The 20,196-nt window shown below is 40.2% G+C and carries 14 protein-coding genes; 10 read left to right on the top strand and 4 right to left on the bottom strand.

The genetic code is table 11. The features are described 5' to 3' along the window. Window positions 1-11: 11 nt before the first annotated feature. From DW036_RS22925 to DW036_RS22915, 3 genes are all read left to right on the top strand, one after another. On the top strand, window positions 12-1,730 hold the full coding sequence (locus tag DW036_RS22925; RefSeq protein WP_118466346.1) for a RagB/SusD family nutrient uptake outer membrane protein: 1,719 nt from the start codon (window positions 12-14) through the stop codon (window positions 1,728-1,730). A 71-nt stretch (window positions 1,731-1,801) separates the two neighbouring features. Then, window positions 1,802-2,956 (top strand): glycoside hydrolase family 172 protein, encoded by a 1,155-nt coding sequence (locus DW036_RS22920; RefSeq protein ID WP_118466345.1) that lies wholly within the window; start codon window positions 1,802-1,804, stop codon window positions 2,954-2,956. Then, window positions 2,937-4,499: a DUF2961 domain-containing protein gene (locus DW036_RS22915; RefSeq protein ID WP_118466344.1), complete on the top strand. Its 1,563-nt coding sequence runs from the start codon at window positions 2,937-2,939 to the stop codon at window positions 4,497-4,499. Before DW036_RS22920 ends, DW036_RS22915 begins: the two co-directional genes overlap by 20 nt. A gap of 15 nt (window positions 4,500-4,514) precedes the next feature. On the opposite strand, the gene DW036_RS22910 is transcribed toward DW036_RS22915, so the two are convergent. Further along, window positions 4,515-5,393, bottom strand: a complete 879-nt coding sequence (locus DW036_RS22910; RefSeq protein ID WP_118466361.1) for a DMT family transporter — start codon at window positions 5,391-5,393, stop codon at window positions 4,515-4,517. Window positions 5,394-6,049: 656 nt separating this feature from the next. Here DW036_RS22910 and leuS point away from each other — a divergent pair. Together leuS and DW036_RS22895 are read left to right on the top strand one after the other, a co-directional pair. Continuing rightward, window positions 6,050-8,887, top strand: coding sequence for a leucine--tRNA ligase (gene leuS / locus DW036_RS22900; RefSeq protein WP_118466343.1), 2,838 nt, complete (start codon window positions 6,050-6,052; stop codon window positions 8,885-8,887). A 94-nt stretch (window positions 8,888-8,981) separates the two neighbouring features. Continuing rightward, window positions 8,982-9,884, top strand: a complete 903-nt coding sequence (locus tag DW036_RS22895; RefSeq protein WP_187374670.1) for a YitT family protein — start codon at window positions 8,982-8,984, stop codon at window positions 9,882-9,884. Between the two features lie 4 nt (window positions 9,885-9,888). On the opposite strand, the gene DW036_RS22890 is transcribed toward DW036_RS22895, so the two are convergent. Continuing rightward, a complete protein-coding gene (locus DW036_RS22890) occupies window positions 9,889-11,400 on the bottom strand; it encodes a phosphoethanolamine transferase (protein ID WP_118466342.1) in 1,512 nt (503 codons plus the stop codon). A 48-nt stretch (window positions 11,401-11,448) separates the two neighbouring features. On the opposite strand from DW036_RS22890, the gene DW036_RS22885 reads away from it, so the two are divergent. Beyond that, window positions 11,449-12,033 carry a non-canonical purine NTP diphosphatase gene (locus DW036_RS22885; protein WP_118466341.1) on the top strand — a complete coding sequence of 195 codons (585 nt, stop codon included), beginning with the start codon at window positions 11,449-11,451 and terminating at the stop codon, window positions 12,031-12,033. 68 nt (window positions 12,034-12,101) lie between these two features. Continuing rightward, window positions 12,102-14,138, top strand: a complete 2,037-nt coding sequence (locus DW036_RS22880; protein WP_118466340.1) for a two-component regulator propeller domain-containing protein — start codon at window positions 12,102-12,104, stop codon at window positions 14,136-14,138. A gap of 75 nt (window positions 14,139-14,213) precedes the next feature. Here DW036_RS22880 and nadA read toward each other — a convergent pair whose 3' ends face one another. Then, the gene (gene nadA / locus DW036_RS22875) at window positions 14,214-15,251 is read right to left on the bottom strand and encodes a quinolinate synthase NadA (protein WP_255421326.1); all 1,038 of its coding nucleotides are present in this window, start codon (window positions 15,249-15,251) and stop codon (window positions 14,214-14,216) included. Window positions 15,252-15,767: 516 nt separating this feature from the next. On the opposite strand from nadA, the gene DW036_RS22870 reads away from it, so the two are divergent. After that, window positions 15,768-16,292 carry an RNA methyltransferase gene (locus DW036_RS22870; protein ID WP_118466339.1) on the top strand — a complete coding sequence of 175 codons (525 nt, stop codon included), beginning with the start codon at window positions 15,768-15,770 and terminating at the stop codon, window positions 16,290-16,292. 240 nt (window positions 16,293-16,532) lie between these two features. Here the strand turns inward: DW036_RS22870 and DW036_RS22865 are convergent, their stop codons facing one another. Then, the gene (locus tag DW036_RS22865; RefSeq protein ID WP_118466357.1) at window positions 16,533-17,132 is read right to left on the bottom strand and encodes a DUF4294 domain-containing protein; all 600 of its coding nucleotides are present in this window, start codon (window positions 17,130-17,132) and stop codon (window positions 16,533-16,535) included. A 109-nt stretch (window positions 17,133-17,241) separates the two neighbouring features. Here DW036_RS22865 and DW036_RS22860 point away from each other — a divergent pair, with 109 nt between their 5' ends. Together DW036_RS22860 and DW036_RS22855 are read left to right on the top strand one after the other, a co-directional pair. Beyond that, window positions 17,242-19,248: a helix-hairpin-helix domain-containing protein gene (locus tag DW036_RS22860; RefSeq protein ID WP_118466338.1), complete on the top strand. Its 2,007-nt coding sequence runs from the start codon at window positions 17,242-17,244 to the stop codon at window positions 19,246-19,248. A 92-nt stretch (window positions 19,249-19,340) separates the two neighbouring features. After that, a complete protein-coding gene (locus DW036_RS22855; RefSeq protein WP_118466337.1) occupies window positions 19,341-20,114 on the top strand; it encodes a radical SAM protein in 774 nt (257 codons plus the stop codon). Window positions 20,115-20,196 lie beyond the last annotated feature (82 nt).

Genomic DNA, 20,196 nt, shown 5'->3' with positions numbered 1-20,196 from the left:
AAACAGATAATATGAAAACACATAAATATATAATATTAGGATACTGTTTACTATTATTGGGTACTACAGTTTCCTGTGAAAAAGGCTTGAATTTATACTCAAAAGATGTAATCTCCGAACCTGTATATTTTGCCAATGCAGAGGATTTCAAACGATACGCGAATAATTTTTATTATGGCTTATCCACTTTCAATTCGGATGATGATATGTCAGACATTACTAAACCTTCAGGATTTAATAATGTAAGTAACAGCTCATACATTGCCGGAACTACGGATGGAACCTGGGATGGGGCTTACTCGGCTATACGCTATATAAACTATGGTCTTGAAAGATGCGCAACTGCACCGGATGAATTGAAAGATGACATAAAAGTCTATGAAGCTGAAATGAAATTTTTCAGAGCATACCAATATTTCAATTTATTAAGGCGTTTCGGAGGTGTTCCTTTAATTGAGAAAACTCTTACATTGGATGATAAGGATTTATTGTACGGTCCGCGTGACTCTCGGGAAACAATCGCTGCCTTTATCAAAAAGAACTTGGACGAAGCCATCTCCGGATTACCACTTGAATCAGAAATAGCTAATGATGATAAAGGTCGTATATCAAAGGGAGCAGCCTTAGCTTTTAAAGCCAGATTTTCACTGTTTGAAGGAACATGGAGAAAATATCATGGTCTGCAAGGAGCTGAAGCTTTTCTGGACGATGCAATATCGGCTTCCAAGAGTGTGATTGACAGCAATGAATATGAATTATGGGATCATAGAACAGAATTAGGAGATTTAGCTTATAAATACTTCTTCACGCTTTCTAAAATTAAGGCTAATCCGGCTGGTTTAACCAAAGCCGATAATAAAGAAACCATTTTAGCACAGCGCTATGACGAAGACCTCAGAGAATCTCCGCGTTACGAACATTCCGGTAATCTTTGTCCGACTAAGAAGCTGGCAGATATGTATCTGGATAAAAATGGTTTGCCTATTAATCATCCGAATACTGTATTCAAAGGCTATCAAAGACTTACTTCCGAATATGAAGACCGTGATCCCCGTATGGATATCTTCTTCCTGAAACCGGGTGAACGCTTCTGGTTATTCTCACAACCCATGTACAATGCAAACTGGGACAATCTGGACGATCCGAATAGGGGAATTGTCTATAATGTGGAATTTGGTTTTTGGACTCAAACAGGATACAGGAATGTAAAATTCGAGGCTGAAATTACATTCCCGTTAGGAAATGACTGGTCTATCATCCGTTACACCGAAGTATTGCTGATCTATGCGGAAGCATCATTCGAAAAGAATAGTAAGATATCAGATACGGAATTGGACTTAAGTATTAACAAATTAAGAGACAGGGTTGGCATGCCACACCTTACTAATGATTTCGTTACTACAAACGGGTTGAATATGCTGGAAGAGATACGTCGTGAAAGAACTATCGAATTAAGCTTGGAAGGTTTCCGCTTGGACGACCTGAGACGTTGGAAAACAGCAGAAATAGAACTCAATCAACCATTAAGAGGTATCAAGTATAAAGGTACTGAGTATGAAACAGACGGTCGCTGGAATAATCTGGGCTATGATATAGACGAAGAAGGTGTTATCATCCTGGAGAAAGCATCAGACAGAAAGTTTGATCCTAACAAACATTATCTATTCCCCTTGCCTACCCGCCAGATTTTGCTGAATCCGCAACTGGAACAGAATCCGGGATGGAAGTAATTTAATTATTCATCAATTTCTCAGTTCCTGCTCTTAATGAACCAGGAACTGAGAAATAAAATAATGAAAATATGAAACGTAGTTTACTATTGTTACTGTTATATCTTCCCTTTTTATCAGCCTTCTCCCAGCAAATGGATGGAGAGCTATATAATCTGGCAAAAACAAAAAGCGGCTACCGCTCAAAACGCATAAGCAGTTATGATAAAAATGGTTATAACGGTGATCGTATTGTTGGTATCAAACCCAATGAGAAGGTCATCATCTGCGATATTCAAGGAGCAGGAATTATCAACCACATTTGGTTTACCATTGCTCCTCCCCCTCATTTAATAAACCGGAATGACATTATCCTGCGAATATATTGGGATGGAAATGATTATCCTTCGGTAGAGTCTCCGATAGGACCTTTTTTCGGACAAGGCTGGAATGAAAGTTACAATTTCTCATCGTATGCGCTATCCACCGGGCCTGCAGATGGAACAGGTATGTCTACCTACTTTATGATGCCATTTGAAAAAGGTGCCCGCATTGAAATAGAAAATCAGGCTGACAATGCTATTGATAACATCTTTTTCTATGTAGACTACTATGAAGTAGCTAAACTCCCAAAAGATATGGGACGTTTCCATGCATGGTTCAATCGTGAAGTCACAGTTCCGGTAAGAGACCCCGAAACTGGAGGAGAAATAGCCAACATAGATGGAAAAGAAAATTATGTATTTGCTGATATTCAAGGTAAAGGCCACTTCATCGGATTAAATTACTATGTTCAAAATCCCTCAACTGCCTGGTATGGCGAAGGAGATGACATGTGGTTCATCGATGGAGAAGAAATACCTTCAATGGTAGGTACCGGAACAGAAGATTTTTTCAATACTTCATGGTGTCCAAAAGAACCTTTCCAAAGTCCTTTCTTCGGTTACCCCCGGGTGAATAATGAAACCGGATGGTTAGGACGTACCCATGCGTACCGTTTCTTTATAAACGATCCTGTCTTCTTTGAAAAATCACTGAAAGCAACCATTGAACATGGTACATCCAATGATATGAATTTGGATATTGCCACAGTTGCCTATTGGTATCAGGATAAAGCTTATCCCATTCCCGCCATTCCGGATAAAGCAAGTCGCAAATTGAAATCCTTGATTAATTTCTGGAATATTCATCAGATGCGCGAAACCTGGAAAAAGACGAAAGGAAATAATGCCTGGGGAGACGAATAAGGATTTGTTTATCAAGGAAAAAGAGAATTATAATATGCAGAATAAATGGATTAAGAATCACTTTATAGTAGCAGGAGGAGTAATTATATGTCTACTCCTCTCCTGTTCCACCGTTACAAAGAGAAAATATAATTATTCATCAGAATTAGAATCTCTTTATCGCCTGGATTTATTACCCGATTTCCGTTCCAACTGTATCGTGGAGCAAATTTCCAGCTATGATAGAACAGGAGGCAATGATGATGGATTTAACGGCACTTATTCATATCTTCGGAAAGAAAGTGATAAACTTGTTATTGCGGAAATGAAAGGTCCCGGAATCATTAATCGCATCTGGACCCCTACCCCTACTAACGATACATTAGAATTCTACTTTGACGGACAGAAAAAAGCCCAATTGAAAATCTGCTTCCAGGATTTATTCTCTAACAAACAATATCCTTTCATAAACCCAGTTTGCGGAGAAGGAGTAGGCGGATATTATTGCTATCTCCCCATTCCATACAAAAAATCATGCAAGATTGTATTGAATGGTGCTCAAATGAAATTCTATCAAATTCAATACCGCAATATGCCAAACTATGATATAGAAAGCTTTTCAATCGACCTATCTTCTGAAGAGAAAATTGCTTTATCGAAAGCATGCCGGGTATGGGAAAACTTTTCCAAATCCCATATGAACACTTTTGCTGAAGGAAAGTCTGCAAATTGCCAGACAGAAGAACTTTCTTTTTCATTGGCTCCAGGTGAAGAAAAAGAGTTCTTCCATACAAATACACCGGGACGAATCGTAGGATTTGAAATTAACAGCGAACAGCTTCTTCACAAAAATGTATTTCTACAGGCTATATGGGATGAAGAAGAAGTTCCTGCGATAAACATTCCGATGCAAGATTTCTTTGGATATTCCACAGAAAAGCCATCCATGAACGGAATGATTATAGGAAGTGATGCAGGAAGGCATTATTGTTTTCTACCTTGCCCATTCGACCAATCCGCAAAAATGTCATTGCAGTATCGAGCTATAGAAGGAACAACTATTCCTTTCAAAGTGAAGATTTATTATAATACGGAAGCCAGAATCAAACAAACCGAAGGTAAATTATATGCTTTCTGGCATGGAGAAATTAATCCGGAACAAGGCAAATTTTATGATTTCCTTTCCGTAAAAGGTAAAGGGCATTACGTAGGTACCATTCACTCAGCACAAGGTTTATATCCTGGTAATATGGTATTCTTCGAAGGAGATGATTCCACTTATGTAGACGGTAAAATGCGTATTCACGGTACGGGTTCCGAAGATTATTACAATGGAGGATGGTATGATTTACCCGGAAAATGGGATAGATCTAAAAGCCTGCCACTACATGGCTGCCTGGATTATCATTTAAAAACTGCACGTACCGGGGGATTCCGTTTCTATACAACAGACAAATTATCATTTGAAAAGGAATTCTACATGGGTATAGAACATGGTATGGTTGGAAATACACATCCTGTAAATTATAAGTCCGTAGCCTTTTATTATTTAGATAAACCCTGAAAACAAGTATGACTCTTACCTTTTCCCAGCCATATACACTCCCCCCATAATACAAGCAGCCCCAATCAGTGCAATAATTGTGAGATGTTCATCCAACAGGATAGCCGATCCTACCAAAGTGAACAGCGGATTGAGATAAATATAGTTGGAAGCGCGTACCGTTCCCAGATTTTTCAGTACAACATTCCAAACTGCAAAACAAATAAGGGAAGCAACTACACCCAGAAACAATAAATTCAACAGAATGGAAGGCTGAATGAGCAAAGAAAGGTCAGCCTTCCAAGGTTGAAACATAAAAACGGGAAGCGTAGTCAATATACCATAGAAAAAGATCTTGCGAGTAATAAAAATAGTATTATACCTTCCTGTCATCTTCTTCATTATCAGACTATAGAACGCCCATGAAAGAGCAGCAACCAAAGTAAGACAATCGCCCAACGGAGATATTTTCAAAACAAAACTCCCATTATAAACCACCATTGCCACCCCTACCAATGCGATCAGCGAACCGCCTATCAAAGTGTGGGTAGCCTTTTCCTTCTTATAAATCATCAATGAAAAGATAGTGGTAAGCAACGGAGCCGTACAAACAATAAACGCCACATTAGTAGCCAATGTAATGCCCAAAGCCATATTCTCCGTCAGAAAATAGACGGAACCGCCCGTGATGCCACCCAACAACAACCAAAGTTCATCTTTCCAGTTATTTGCAAACAGCTTGCGGGGAGATATAAACCAGATACCAATATAAGCAATCAGAAAACGAAGCAGAAAGATTTCTTTCGGAGAAAGTCCATTGGCTATTAAAACTTTGGTGGAGATAAAAGTTAATCCCCACACTCCTACGGTGAAGATCGCTATCAGATGATAGGTGTAATTTTTCTTCTCATTCATACGTTCCCGATAAATTATGGGCAAAGATATACCATTTCTACTTTTTGTACAATAAAACAAGGGATTTAATAGACGCCGGAAACGTTTTTAATAAATAAGGGTGACGTTTTTAAAAAACTTCACCCACGTTTATTAACAACGTGATTAGAGTGTTTTTCAGCAATCTGGCAGAAAAATAAACAAAAAGGGATGAAATCTTCTCAGACTTCATCCCTTGAAATATCCTAAAAACACTTTTGTGTAAAATCCTATTGAATTAACTTAGCCATTTTTTGTATTACATTACTTGAATTAGTTTTAATAAGCACTTCACAAATATAAGCAATAAAAATTACTTTGTCAAGCATTTATTTATATTTTTTCCACCTTTTTCCGCTACTTTATTACTAAATAGGAAAATATATATATTTCCAGAATGTTCCGCTACCTGTCTGAAACGTATTCGAACCGTACTTGCTCCATACATTCTTCGGTCAAAAGTACCTCTGCACGGAGAAAGTACGGCTTTGGTACGGAGCAAGTGTATCTCTGGTACGGTACGGACAAATACTTTTTTATTGTACTAAGCTATGAATCTGAAAATAAACCCGTAAATTTGCACCGTTTATAAAGTATATAACTAAGTATCAACCATAAAATAACGAAAGAAAACCATTATGGAGTACAATTTCAGGGAGATTGAAAAGAAGTGGCAGAAAAGGTGGGTGGAAGAGAAAACCTACCAAGTGAAGGAAGATGAGACGAAGCAGAAGTACTATGTACTAAACATGTTCCCCTACCCCTCCGGTGCGGGCCTACACGTAGGACACCCGCTAGGATACATTGCTTCGGACATTTATGCTCGTTACAAACGACTGCAGGGCTTCAATGTACTAAATCCCATGGGATATGATGCTTACGGACTTCCCGCCGAACAATATGCTATACAAACGGGACAACATCCTGCAATTACTACGATCAACAATATCGACCGCTACCGTGAACAGTTGGATAAGATAGGTTTCTGTTTTGACTGGAGCCGCGAAATACGTACCTGCGAACCGGAGTATTATCATTGGACGCAATGGGCATTCCAGAAGATGTTCAACAGCTATTATTGCAATGATGAAAAGCAGGCTCGCCCTATCGAAGAACTGATACAGGCCTTCGAACAAATAGGCACCAACGGCATGAATGTGGCTTGTGGCGAAGAACTCAACTTCACTGCCGAAGAGTGGAAAGCCAAGAGCGAGAAAGAGAAACAGGAAATCCTGATGAACTATCGCATCGCCTATCTGGGTGAAACGATGGTAAACTGGTGCGCCCAATTGGGTACGGTTCTGGCCAACGATGAAGTGATAGACGGTGTATCCGAACGCGGAGGTTTCCCCGTAGTTCAGAAGAAGATGCGCCAATGGTGTCTTCGCGTTTCCGCCTATGCGCAACGCTTGTTGGACGGACTGGATGTCATCGACTGGACAGATTCTCTGAAAGAAACTCAAAGAAACTGGATCGGTCGCAGCGAAGGTGCCGAAGTACAGTTCAAAGTAAAAGACAGCGATCTGGAATTTACCATCTTCACGACTCGTGCAGATACGATGTTCGGTGTTACTTTCATGGTGTTGGCACCGGAAAGCGAATTGGTAGCCCAGTTGACTGCTCCTGAACAAAAAGATGAAGTTAACGCTTATCTGGAACGCACAAAGAAACGTACCGAACGTGATCGTATTACAGACCGCAGCGTGACGGGGGTATTCTCCGGAAGTTATGCCATTAATCCTTTCACAGGTGAGGCAGTGCCCATCTGGATTAGCGACTATGTACTTGCCGGTTATGGTACAGGTGCCATCATGGCTGTACCTGCACACGATAGTCGTGACTATGCTTTCGCCAAACATTTCGGATTGGAGATCCGTCCGTTGGTAGAAGGCTGTGATGTCAGCGAAGAAAGCTTTGATGCCAAAGAAGGTATCGTTTGCAACTCTCCGAGACCTGATGTAACTCCTTACTGTGATCTTACATTGAACGGACTGACCATCAAAGAAGCTATCGAAAAGACCAAGAACTACGTAAAAGAACATAATCTGGGACGCGTAAAGGTGAATTATCGTCTTCGTGACGCTATCTTCTCCCGCCAGCGCTACTGGGGCGAACCGTTCCCGGTTTACTACAAGGATGGAATGCCTTATATGATTGATGAAAGCTGTTTGCCGCTTGAATTGCCGGAAGTTGCCAAATTCCTTCCTACCGAAACCGGAGAGCCACCGTTGGGACATGCTACCAAATGGGCTTGGGACACTGTAAACAAATGTGTGGTAGAGAATGAAAAGATAGATAACGTCACCGTATTCCCTCTTGAACTGAATACCATGCCGGGCTTTGCAGGTTCCAGCGCTTACTATCTGCGCTATATGGACCCGCATAACAACAAAGCATTGGTTGATAAGAAAATAGATGAATACTGGAGAAGCGTCGACCTCTATGTGGGTGGTACGGAACATGCTACGGGACACTTGATTTATTCACGTTTCTGGAACAAATTCCTGTACGATGTAGGAGTATCTATCGTGGAAGAACCGTTCCAGAAGTTGGTTAATCAAGGTATGATACAGGGACGGAGTAACTTCGTATACCGTATCAAAGATAGCAATAAATTCGTTTCTCTGAATCTGAAGAATCAGTACGACACTACCCCACTCCACGTGGATGTAAATATCGTATCCAATGATATTCTGGATCTTGAAGCTTTCAAAGCATGGCGTCCTGAATTTGCCAACGCTGAGTTTATCCTGGAAGATGGTAAATACATCTGCGGCTGGGCTGTGGAGAAGATGAGTAAATCCATGTTCAACGTCGTTAATCCCGATATGATTGTTGAGAAATACGGTGCGGATACATTGCGTATGTATGAGATGTTCCTCGGTCCGGTAGAGCAATCCAAGCCTTGGGATACGAACGGTATCGACGGTGTATACCGCTTCATCAAGAAGTTCTGGTCACTGTTCTACGACCGTAACGGCAATTATATGGTGACGGATGAACCTGCAACCAAGGAAGAACTGAAATCTTTGCATAAACTGATTAAGAAAGTAACGGGTGATATTGAACAGTTCTCTTACAATACTTCCGTCAGTGCTTTCATGATCTGCGTAAACGAGTTATTCAGTCTGAAATGCAGCAAGAAAGAAATATTGAATCAACTGGTTATCGTATTAGCTCCTTTCGCTCCGCACGTATGTGAAGAGTTGTGGGATACACTGGGCCATGCAGACTCAGTTTGCGATGCCGAGTGGCCTGCTTACAACGAAGAATACCTGGTGGAAGATACAATCAACTACACCATATCTTTCAATGGCAAGGCACGCTTCAATATGGAATTCCCTGCTGACGAAACTTCAGAAACCATTCAAAGCACCGTATTGGCAGATGAACGTTCGGCTAAATGGATGGAAGGCAAATCAGTAGTGAAGGTGATTGTCGTCCCGAAGAAAATCGTAAACATTGTTATTAAATAAATTAGTTACGAGCTACGGGCTACAAGAGACAAGTCAGCCTGTCTTCATTTACCTACACTTGTAGCTCGTAGCTCGTAGCTTGTAACTGATTAATATGCAAATCACAAAACCAACCAAAGCCGAAATGATGAGAGAGTTGCGAGACTATATCTTCATCACTGTCGGTCTTATCAGCTATGCCTTGGGATGGGCATTGTTTCTGATTCCTTATCAGATAACGACGGGAGGAACTACGGGTATCGGTGCAATTATTTATTACGCCACGGGGTTTCCCATCCAATGGTCATACTTCATCATCAATGCTGTCTTAATGACATTTGCCATCAAAATACTGGGTCCTAAATTCAGTATTAAAACCACGTTCGCCATCTTCGGACTGACATTCTTTTTATGGTTTTTCCAGGTACTCGTAAATGGTCCCGACAATACGCCACCGCTTATACTGGGACCGGGACAGGACTTCATGGCTTGCATGATAGGTGCCGTCATGTGCGGTGCAGGCCTTGGGGTCGTATTCAATTGCAACGGAAGCACGGGAGGAACGGATATTATCGCCGCTATCATACATAAGTATAAAGACGTCACACTGGGACGTATGGTAATGCTTTGCGATGTGATTATCATCAGTTCCTGTTACTTCGTATTCCATGACTGGAGACGCGTGATATTTGGTTTTGTAACTTTGTTTGTTATCGGTTTCGTATTAGACTATATTGTGAACAGTGCCCGCCAGTCCGTGCAATTCTTCATCTTCTCCAAAGAGTATGAAAAGATTGCCGACCGCATCACGAAGGAGACACACCGCGGCGTAACCGTGCTGGACGGTATAGGATGGTACAGTAAACACAATGTAAAAGTACTTGTTGTATTAGCTTATAAGCGCCAGTCAATCGACATTTTCCGTTTGGTGAAAGACATTGACCCGAACGCATTTATCTCTCAAAGTTCCGTTATCGGAGTATATGGAGAAGGTTTTGACCGGTTGAAAGTGAAATAAGCCCTTATTTGAATATGCTTTGTTCTTCATCCAAATAAGCAGATGTAATGGAAGAAGCATCCAAAATGCTGTGAAACATGAAGCTCGTAGTGACATGTTTCACAGCATTTCTTTTCATAGCTTCTATCTTCTGAGGAAATAATTTCTCATACTTAACCGAGTACCATACAAAAGCTGCCGGATAATGAAGCGGTTCATTATCTTCTGCATGAAGATACTTTTCATTTTCTCCCAAAGATTCTCCATGGTCGGAAAGATAAATAAGAATGGCCGCTTTATCTCTCAACTCTTCGATCAGCTGATGCAAAAAACAATCTGTATATAAGACAGTGTTATCATAAGAATTTATAATAGCCTCCCGGGTACTTGAAGAAATATTTTTTGAACGTAGAACAGGAGAGAAAACTTCTTTTTCAAAATGAGAATTATACCACCAATGTGAACCTATCGTATGAAGAACAATCAACTTCCGTGGGTTTGAATATTCTAATTCTTTCAGATAAAAAGTCAGTAAAGCTCCATCCAGCCATTTATCAAACATATACACATTCTTTCCCTCATTAGCATATATCAATGTATCGGCTTCATACATAAAATCCGAATAGGTATTTACAGGTTCCTGACTGGCAAGCCAAGATGTACGAAAACCGGCCTTTTTAAAAAGAGAAATAAAAGATCGTTCTGTTTGTGCCCTCTTATCATCAATACTGTCTGCTCTTGTTAAAATAACCGGCAGACTGGTATGCGTAAAAACCTCTTTGGTATAAACATTCGGAAAGGAACAGATCCGTACATCAGATGCAAGTAAAGGAGTAGTGTTTCTTCTATATCCATTCAGTTGCAAATGGTCGGCACGCAATGATTCCCCCAATACCACAATTACGGTCAAGGTATCTACATCACAACGCATATCTCCCTTGAAGTCGATTCGTGTACCCTGTGCCTGTCGTTGCAACATATAATCTTTTAATACATAAAAGAAAGAAGCCGGCATACGCCGTGATACGGAACCGGACAATTTTCCCACCCCATGAAACACAAACAACAGACATAAGGAAGATACTACAAAAAGTTCCCATCTATTTACTTGTATTTTACTGAAACGCCAATACACGGCAACCAAAGAATACAATAAGGCAGCCAGAATAAACAGAAACAACTTCAAAGTAATAAAGCCCGTTCCGAAACCTGCATCATTTACTGCAATCAGATCGATCAGCATCGGAGTTAGCGTAATATGAAGCGAACAACGAAAATAGGCAAAAACACCGCTAAGTAACACAATAACCGGAAAAGAAACAGAGAAAACATATCTGTTGATTCCCAACAGAAGAAATAAGGGAAAAGAAGCTAAGGTAATGATTCCCCATTGCAATACAAGTATCAGAAAATCAGTAAAACCGGAGCAAGGAATATCCCGAAATTCCCATATAACGAAGAGAAGTCCATAACCTATAGTTAAAGACAATATGAACAAAGCATATTTTATGTCCTTATTAAGAAATATTCCCTTCATCTTTTGTACTTTTGCACAAATATACAACGATAAATAATACCAATTATTATGAAAAGGAAATTTGTATTTGCCACAAACAATGCACACAAATTGGAAGAGGTAACTGCCATTTTAGGCAATAGGATAGAACTCCTTAGCCTGAAAGACATTCACTGCTATGTAGACATTCCCGAAACAGCAGATACTTTGGAAGGAAATGCCTTGCTGAAAGCTCAATACATTTTTGAAAACTACCAGATGGACTGCTTTGCCGATGACACCGGACTGGAGGTAGAAGCGCTGAACGGAGAACCTGGAGTTTACTCTGCCCGCTATGCCGGAGACGGACACAATGCAAAAGCAAATATGCTGAAACTCCTGCGCAGTATGGAAGGAATAGAAAACCGGAAAGCGCAATTCCGCACTGTATTTGCCCTGATTATTAACGGAAAAGAGCACTTGTTTGAGGGTACTATCAAAGGAGAAATTATCAAAGGCAGACGAGGGAATTCAGGTTTCGGCTACGATCCGATATTTGTCCCCGAAGGTTATTCGCAAACCTTTGCAGAGATGGGTAATGAATTGAAAAATAAAATAAGCCATCGTGCCATAGCCACAAACAAACTCTGCAAATTCCTCAATAGTATACAATAAACTCATAAATATAGAGTTATTAGTTTGTAAGTGTGTTGCTTACAAACTAATACAGCTCTGACCTTTTTATGAGATTTTTATATATACTTTTATTCAGCTTATGTATTCTACTGCCCGTTAATGCACAAAATGCAATAGGAGAGTGGCAAACGTACCTTTCTTATCATAATCCTACCCGCAGTGAAGTCATAGGAAGCAAACTCTTTGTTCTTGCCAACGGAGATTTATATGCTTATGACAAAGAGGATAACAGTATACGCACATATTCCAAATCACTCCCGCTAAGCGACACAGAAATATCCTATATAGCTTATCAGGCCACTCATAAAACATTAGTCATTGTTTATTCTAATGCAAACATTGATCTACTGGTAAATGAAGAGGATGTTTATAATCTGCCTGATTATAAAAACAAAAATATGACGCAGGATAAATCTGTCAACCATGCTTGTTTCCATAAAGAATCTGCTTATTTATCTACAGCATCAGGTATTCTGTGCATCAATCTGAAAAAACGGGAAATCAGTAATTACTATCCGCTGAACAAAAATGTCCTGGCATGTAACGTTTCAGATAATCAGCTCTATGCGGCTACTTCCGAAGGATTGTTTGCAGGATTATTAACCGAAAATCTATTAGACATTAACAACTGGAAAAAAGTTACGGATGATACATCTGAATTTCTGTCCGAATATCGGGATATTCCCTTTAAAGAAGAGATACCGGAAAATATAACACCAAACAGTCCTGTACGAAACTATCCGTATTATATGAATTTTGCCAGAGAGCGATTATTAATAACCGGAGGCGGGCATATAGCAAACAGACTGAATCGTCCCGGTACTATCATGACATTTGAAAATAATACCTGGAACAGTTTTCAGGAAGAAGGTATCAGTGAACAGACCCATCAACGGTATGATGACATAAATTGCATAGTTCAAGATCCTCAGGATAATACTCATCATTTTGTGGCATCGGCAGGAGAGGGTATATATGAATTTAGGGATGGGAAGTTCATTAATTGGTATAGTATGCACAATAGTCCGCTGGAAAGTGCATTGCCAAACAATGATTCAAAACATAATTATGTACGCGTAAACGGACTTATCTATGATAAAGAAAATAATCTTTGGATGGTAAGTTGCGGTGTTGCTAAAAATCCGGTACAGGTATTGAGAAAAGATGGAAGCTGGGTAAGTCTTCATTATCCGGAAGCCATGGAAAGAAGTAATTTCGGACGTACTATCTTTGATAAAAGAGGTTGGTTGTGGGCCACTTCTTCACGCACAGAGTCAGGAGGAGTATTTTGTCTGAACTACAATAGCACTATAGAAGACACTTCGGACGATCAACACAAATTTATAAGCCAATTTACCAATCAGGATGGAACTATTTTGGAACAGTCGGCAGTTTATTGTATTGTCGAAGATAAAGAGGGGGCTATCTGGATAGGTACCGGTAAAGGTCCTTTGGTACTAAATAATCCTTCCCGTTATTTCAATGATAACTTCTATTGCACACAGATTAAAGTTCCGCGCAATGATGGCAGCGGGTTGGCTGATTTCTTATTGGTGAACGAAGCGATTAATGCCATTGCAGTGGATGGAGCCAACCGTAAGTGGATAGGTACGGCATCCAACGGAATTTACCTGATAAGTGCGGATGGAATGGAAACGATTCATCACTTTACGGAAGAAAACAGTCCGCTGCTTTCCAATAGCATCGTATCTATTGCCATACATCCCCGTACCGGCGAAGTCTTCATCGGAACAAGCAAGGGTCTCGTTTCTTATCAAAGTGACGCTACTGAGGCTGAAAACAGCTTTAAAGAGAGTAATGTACGCGCTTATCCTAATCCGGTACGTCCGGACTACAACGGAGTGATTACTGTTACGGGAATGGTTTACGACAGTGACGTGAAGATTGTAGATACTGCGGGACATCTTATTTACCAAGGTACTTCCCTGGGAGGACAATTCACCTGGGACGGAAGAAACAAGCAAGGTAGGAGAGTAGCCACGGGAATATATATGGTACTTGCCGCAGACAGTGAAGGAAAAGAGGGGATTGTTACGAAAATTGCATTTATAAGAGGAGAATAAGGGTAGTAAAGTGATAGGGTGACACTACTCTTACCACTTTATCACCTCTATCACCTCTATCACTTTACCACTTTATCAAAGCCCCAGCTTTGCCGAAATCTCCAGCATCCTTTTGATAGGCTTCACTGCTTTCTCAGCAATTTCAGGATCTACTGTTATTTCCGGAGACTCATCTTTCAAGCAATTATAAAGCTTTTCCAGCGTATTTAATCTCATGAAGCTACATTCATTGCAGGCACAGGTACTATCGTTAGGAGGAGCCGGAATAAACGTCGTTTGCGGACATTTCTTCTGCATCTCATGAAGAATGCCCGATTCGGTAGCAACAATATACTCTTTCTCGGGATGATTCACTGCATACTTCAGCAATGCTGCGGTTGAACCTACCACATCAGCCAACTTCAGAACTACACTCTTACATTCGGGATGTGCCAAGACTACTGCATCGGGATGCTGCGCCTTTAATTCAACAATCTTTTCAACCGAGAATTGTTCGTGTACATGGCATGCGCCATCCCATAATAACATATTGCGTCCCGTAATAGAGTTAATATAATTCCCCAGGTTTCTGTCAGGACCAAAGATTATTTTCTCATCTTTGGGGAAACTTTCCACGATCTGCTTCGCATTGGTAGAAGTTACCACAACATCCGTCACTGCTTTTACGGCAGCTGTCGTATTCACGTAAGATATCACCGTATATCCGGGATGCTCTTTGACAAACTGACTGAACTTGTCCGCCGGACAACTGTCCGCCAACGAACAACCGGCTGCCATATCAGGAACCAGCACTTTCTTATTCGGACAAAGCACCTTGGCCGTTTCACCCATAAAGTGAACACCGCACATCACAATGATATCCGCTTCCGTTTTGGCTGCCCATTGAGCCAGTGCCAGACTATCGCCGACGTAATCGGCTATATCCTGTATTTCCCCCTTCTGGTAATAGTGCCCCAGAATAATCGCGTTCTTCTCCTTTTTAAGTTGCTTGATAGCTTCTATGAGATCATTCATAATTATATTTTTTATTTCTCTTTCTAATTTAAAAATCCTTTGATGGTGATGATAGGCTGTTAATAGTGTCGACAAGTAAATACGATTTTTCTTGTCTATGAAGTTATTAGTATGAGATAAAACTTTATCCGTACGTTATCAACGGGCAAATAAAAGGTATATCTCTTGATAATAAGCCATCTATAAAACTCTTTCAACACCTTGTTGATAAAGTGCAAAGTTAATAACTTTATGGTTATAAACCGGTGTAATAGGGCTGAAAAATGTGTTTATATAACCTCGGAAAGTTTCTCTTAACTTTTTTGGAATGTTCATTCTGTCGGATGCATATACGTTGTTTTGAATATTGCAAGAATTATTTTTGAATTTCTTTCCCTACTCTTTTGACAGCTTTTCAACGGTTATTAACAGGGATGTGAACGGAAAGAAGTATCTTTGCAACAGGAATAAAAAGATAGCGTATAAGTACGCTGTTTGTTCTACACTTGTGTGGCTTGTCTGTAATGCTTGTGTTGTATAAATGAAACACTTGTGTGGTGCAAATGAAACACTTGTGTTAAACAAGTCTTTGTAAATCAATCTATTAATAAAAGCCATTTAAATAGTATAATTGTCATGCGTAAACTGAAAATAACAGAACTGAATCGTATTAGTATAGAGGAGTTTAAGGAAGCTGAGAAGCTGCCCCTGGTGGTGGTATTGGATAATATCCGCAGTGTTCATAACATTGGTTCTGTATTTCGTACTTCGGATGCTTTCCGGGTAGAATGTATCTACCTGTGTGGCATTACAGCTACTCCGCCCCATCCTGAGATGCATAAAACAGCTTTAGGTGCTGAATTCACTGTTGACTGGAAGTATGTTGATAACTGTGTTGAAGTTGTTGATAACCTTAAAAAGGAAGGATATACTGTTTATTCCGTAGAGCAGGCGGAAGGCAGTATCATGCTGGATGAGGTGTCTATAGACCGTACTAAGAAGTATGCAATAGTTATGGGCAATGAGGTGAAAGGAGTTCAGCAGGAGGTTATTGACCATTCCGACGGATGTATTGAGATACCTCAATATGGCACGAAACACTCACTGAACGTATCTGTTACGGCAGGTATCGTTATCTGGGATTTATTCAAGAAACTGTAATAACAAGGTGTTGATAAGTTGTTTGAACCCTGTTCAAACAGTGGTTATCATGTCTTTATCAATAGAGATATGAACAATGGTTCATAGAAGTTTTCAACATAGGTAAGTGTTTGAAATACATGGCTTTCTATAATGACTGTTTTTCATTACCAACAATGTTCTTAACATCATATCAACAGGAGGGTTCAAACTATGAAAAAGGAAATTATTCCTTAATTTAAGGAGTAGAATATTTCTATTTTAAAGCTGTCCGCTTTCTACTAACAGAATAACCCGTTCGGTAAGCGCATCATCTCCTGTGGGATCATATTGTTTTTTCAGACTGGCACCGAACAGTGCGGCGAAAGTCTGATAGAAACCTGCTTTAAAAGGTCCCATGAAGGCTTTTACCAGTTCGTAACCCGTGGAATTGGTTTGGCGGTCCACTAACTTGATTAATAACTTTCCTTGAGAGAAAGAAAGCTTTTTCATGCGTGGAGTATATTGTTCTTTCAGGCTTTTCTCTACTGCTTTCATGTGTTTCTGACGGCTCTTCTCATCGGGTAAAGTCATCATATATTCGTAAGTTTCGATAACTGCACGGTTGATTTCTTTGGAGATAGGCAATACTTTCTTTACGTTATATACCAGTCGGTTATATTCATTCAACTGTTTCTTGTTCTTGAATTTGAGAGGTTTGAAGATATAAACAGTGGGTATCTTTATATAGGGGATAGTGTCTCCTTCGTAAACGCACATAGGAACCAGGTATCCTTCGGTTTTCGTTTCCTGTGCCTGGCATAGAGGAGTTCCGAACAGAAGGAAGACTGCTATGATTAATATGTTAAGCCGTGCGTTCACGGCCACAAAATTAAGTGTTTATCTTCATATTTGATCTGATTGTCGATGATTTCCTTGCCCTGTTAACTTATTTATGGTAATTTCGTGCCAATTAAACTTATTTACACGAATGAAATTACTCAAGTTGGGAGTTTTTCTGAGTATGCTGCTGATGACTCCTGTACTTGAAGCTCAAAATAAAAGTGTGTCTTTGTGGGAAGAAAATATAGAGCAACTCTCTATGGATGAAGAAGAAAAGAACTGGGAAGATGAACTTGAAGAGCTGTCCAATCGCCTGCAGGAACCTGTTAATATCAATGTCGCTACTAAACGCGAATTAGAGCAATTTCCTTTTCTTTCGGATATTCAGATTGAAAATATCTTGGCTTATGTGTATATACACGGGCAGATGCAAACCATTTATGAACTGCAATTGGTGGAAGAGATGGATAAGCATACCATCGACCTGCTTCTTCCTTTTGTTTGTGTACATCCTATTCCTGAGAAGATAGGTTTTCCCCGGTTGAAAAGTCTGTTGAAATATGGTAAACAGGAGGTATTAACCCGGCTGGATGTGCCTTTCTATACCCGTAAAGGTTATCAGAAGAATTATCTGGGACCTGCAATGTACCACTCTCTAAGATATGGGTATCGCTACGGAGACTATCTTCAAATGGGAATAACAGCGGAAAAGGATGCGGGAGAACCTCTTTTTGCCCTGCATAATGAAAAAGGATATGATTACTATTCTATCTACTTTCTGCTTCGTAATCTGGGTAAGTTGAAAACATTGGCACTGGGCAATTATCGGTTAAGTTTCGGACAAGGATTGGTAGTCAGCACTGATTTCCGTTTAGGGAAAACTTATTCTCTTTCGACGGTAGATAACCGTAGTGGTGGCATCCGGAAGCATAGTTCAACGGATGAATATAATTATTTCAGGGGTGCTGCGGCAACGGTAGAAGTGATTCCTGCACTTCAGTTATCCGGTTTTTATTCACATCGTTCTATGGATGGAGTAGTAGAGGGGAATGAAATTACCTCTATTTATAAGACCGGATTGCATCGTACGGAGAAGGAAGCGGAGAAAGTAAATGCTTTCACTTTACAGTTGATGGGTGGAAATATTACCTATGAAAAGAACAATCTAAAAGTAGGAATGACAGGCATTTACTACTTTTTCAACCGTAGTTATCAACCGGTGTTAAGAACCTATGCCAAGTATAATTTGCAAGGGAATTACTTCTATAATGTGGGTGTAGATTATAAATATCGCTGGAATCGATTTACTCTGACAGGTGAAGCAGCTATGGGCAAACAAGGTTATTCACTGTTGAACCAATTGAAATATAATATATTAACCGGTTATCAACTACTGATTGTTCATAGATATTATAGTCATGATTACTGGGCAATGTTTGCACGTTCGTTTGGTGAAAGTAGTGCACCGCAAAATGAAAATGGCTGGTATCTGGCTGCCGAAGCATCGCCTTTGGCAAATTGGAAATTCTTCGCTTCTCTGGATTTGTTTTCTTTTCCCTGGTGGAAATACCGCATCAGTAAACCGTCGCAAGGTGTGGATGGTATGTTCCAGTCAATCTATTCTCCTAAGCGAAATTTATCTATGTATGTTAACTATCGCTATAAGCGAAAAGAGAGAGATGTAGCGGGGACTGATGGAAAAGTTATCCTTCCTACTTATCAGCACCGCCTTCGTTACCGACTGACTTATTCACCGGATCATCTACAGTTACGAACAACGGTGGATTATAATCATTTTCATTCCCAAGGGCAGGAGGGAAGCCAGGGATATCAGTTTACACAATCTTGTTCGTATGCTTTTTCTTTTCCCATAAAGATATCTGTGCAGGGTACTTATTTCCATACGGATGATTACGACTCCCGTATTTATGCTTCCGAAAAAGGTCTGCTTTACACCTTCTATACACCTTCGTTTTATGGACAAGGATTTCGCTTTTCTGCCTGTGCCCGGTATGATGTGAACAAAGTTTTTATGTTCCTTGTTAAATTCGGGCAGACTATCTACGAAGACCGTGAGAATATTGGTTCGGGTAACGACCTGATACAAGGAAACAAAAAAGCCGACTTACAAATGCAGCTTCGTATAAAGATTTAGTTAACTTTGCCGTTATAAACGCTGAAAATACTGTATCTGGTCTTTACAGTAATTCAGTAATTTGAATCGTCAATTGTCAAATCGTAAATAAAATGACTGTAATTTATCCGTCTCCCATTTTCGGTCCTGTTCATTCCCGCCGTTTGGGAGTATCTTTAGGGATTAACTTATTGCCGGAAGATGGTAAGGTGTGTTCATTCGACTGCATTTATTGTGAATGCGGTTTCAATGCAGACCATCGTCCCAAGAAAGCATTGCCTACCCGCGAAGAGGTCCGCAATGCCCTTGAAGCCAGATTGCAGGATATGCAACAGAATGGACCTCAACCGGATGTATTGACCTTTGCCGGAAACGGTGAACCTACAGCTCATCCGCATTTCCCTGAAATCATAGAAGATACGTTGATGCTTCGTGATAAGTATTTCCCGAATGCCAAAGTCAGTGTATTGAGTAATTCCACCTTTATTCACCGCCCTGCAGTGTTTGATGCGCTGAATAAGATAGATAACAACATCTTGAAACTCGATACGGTAGACGAGGATTATATTCATACTGTGGATCGTCCTACAGGGCATTATTCTGTGGGCGAAATCACAGAGCGTATGAAAGCTTTTCAAGGTAACTGTATTATTCAGACCATGTTCATGAAAGGCAGTTATCAAGGGAAAGACGTGGATAATACTTCGGATAAGTACGTTCTTCCATGGCTGGAGGTTGTGAAAAAGATAAAACCCCGGCAGGTGATGATTTATACTATTGATCGTGAAACGCCTGACCATGATTTGTGTAAGGCTACTCATGAGGAACTGGACCGAATTGCTGCCTTAATTAAAGATGCAGGCATTCCGGTTAGTGTCTCTTATTAAGCGGTTTACAGGATCTATATATCCAATGTGTCCCATCTATATATCCAGCGCGTCCCATCTATATATCCAATACGTTGGGTAT

This window comes from Bacteroides sp. AF39-11AC, assembly GCF_003474285.1.
In the GTDB taxonomy this organism is placed as follows: Bacteria; Bacteroidota; Bacteroidia; order Bacteroidales; family Bacteroidaceae; genus Bacteroides.
This window is presented reverse-complemented; position numbering and strand designations above follow the sequence as displayed.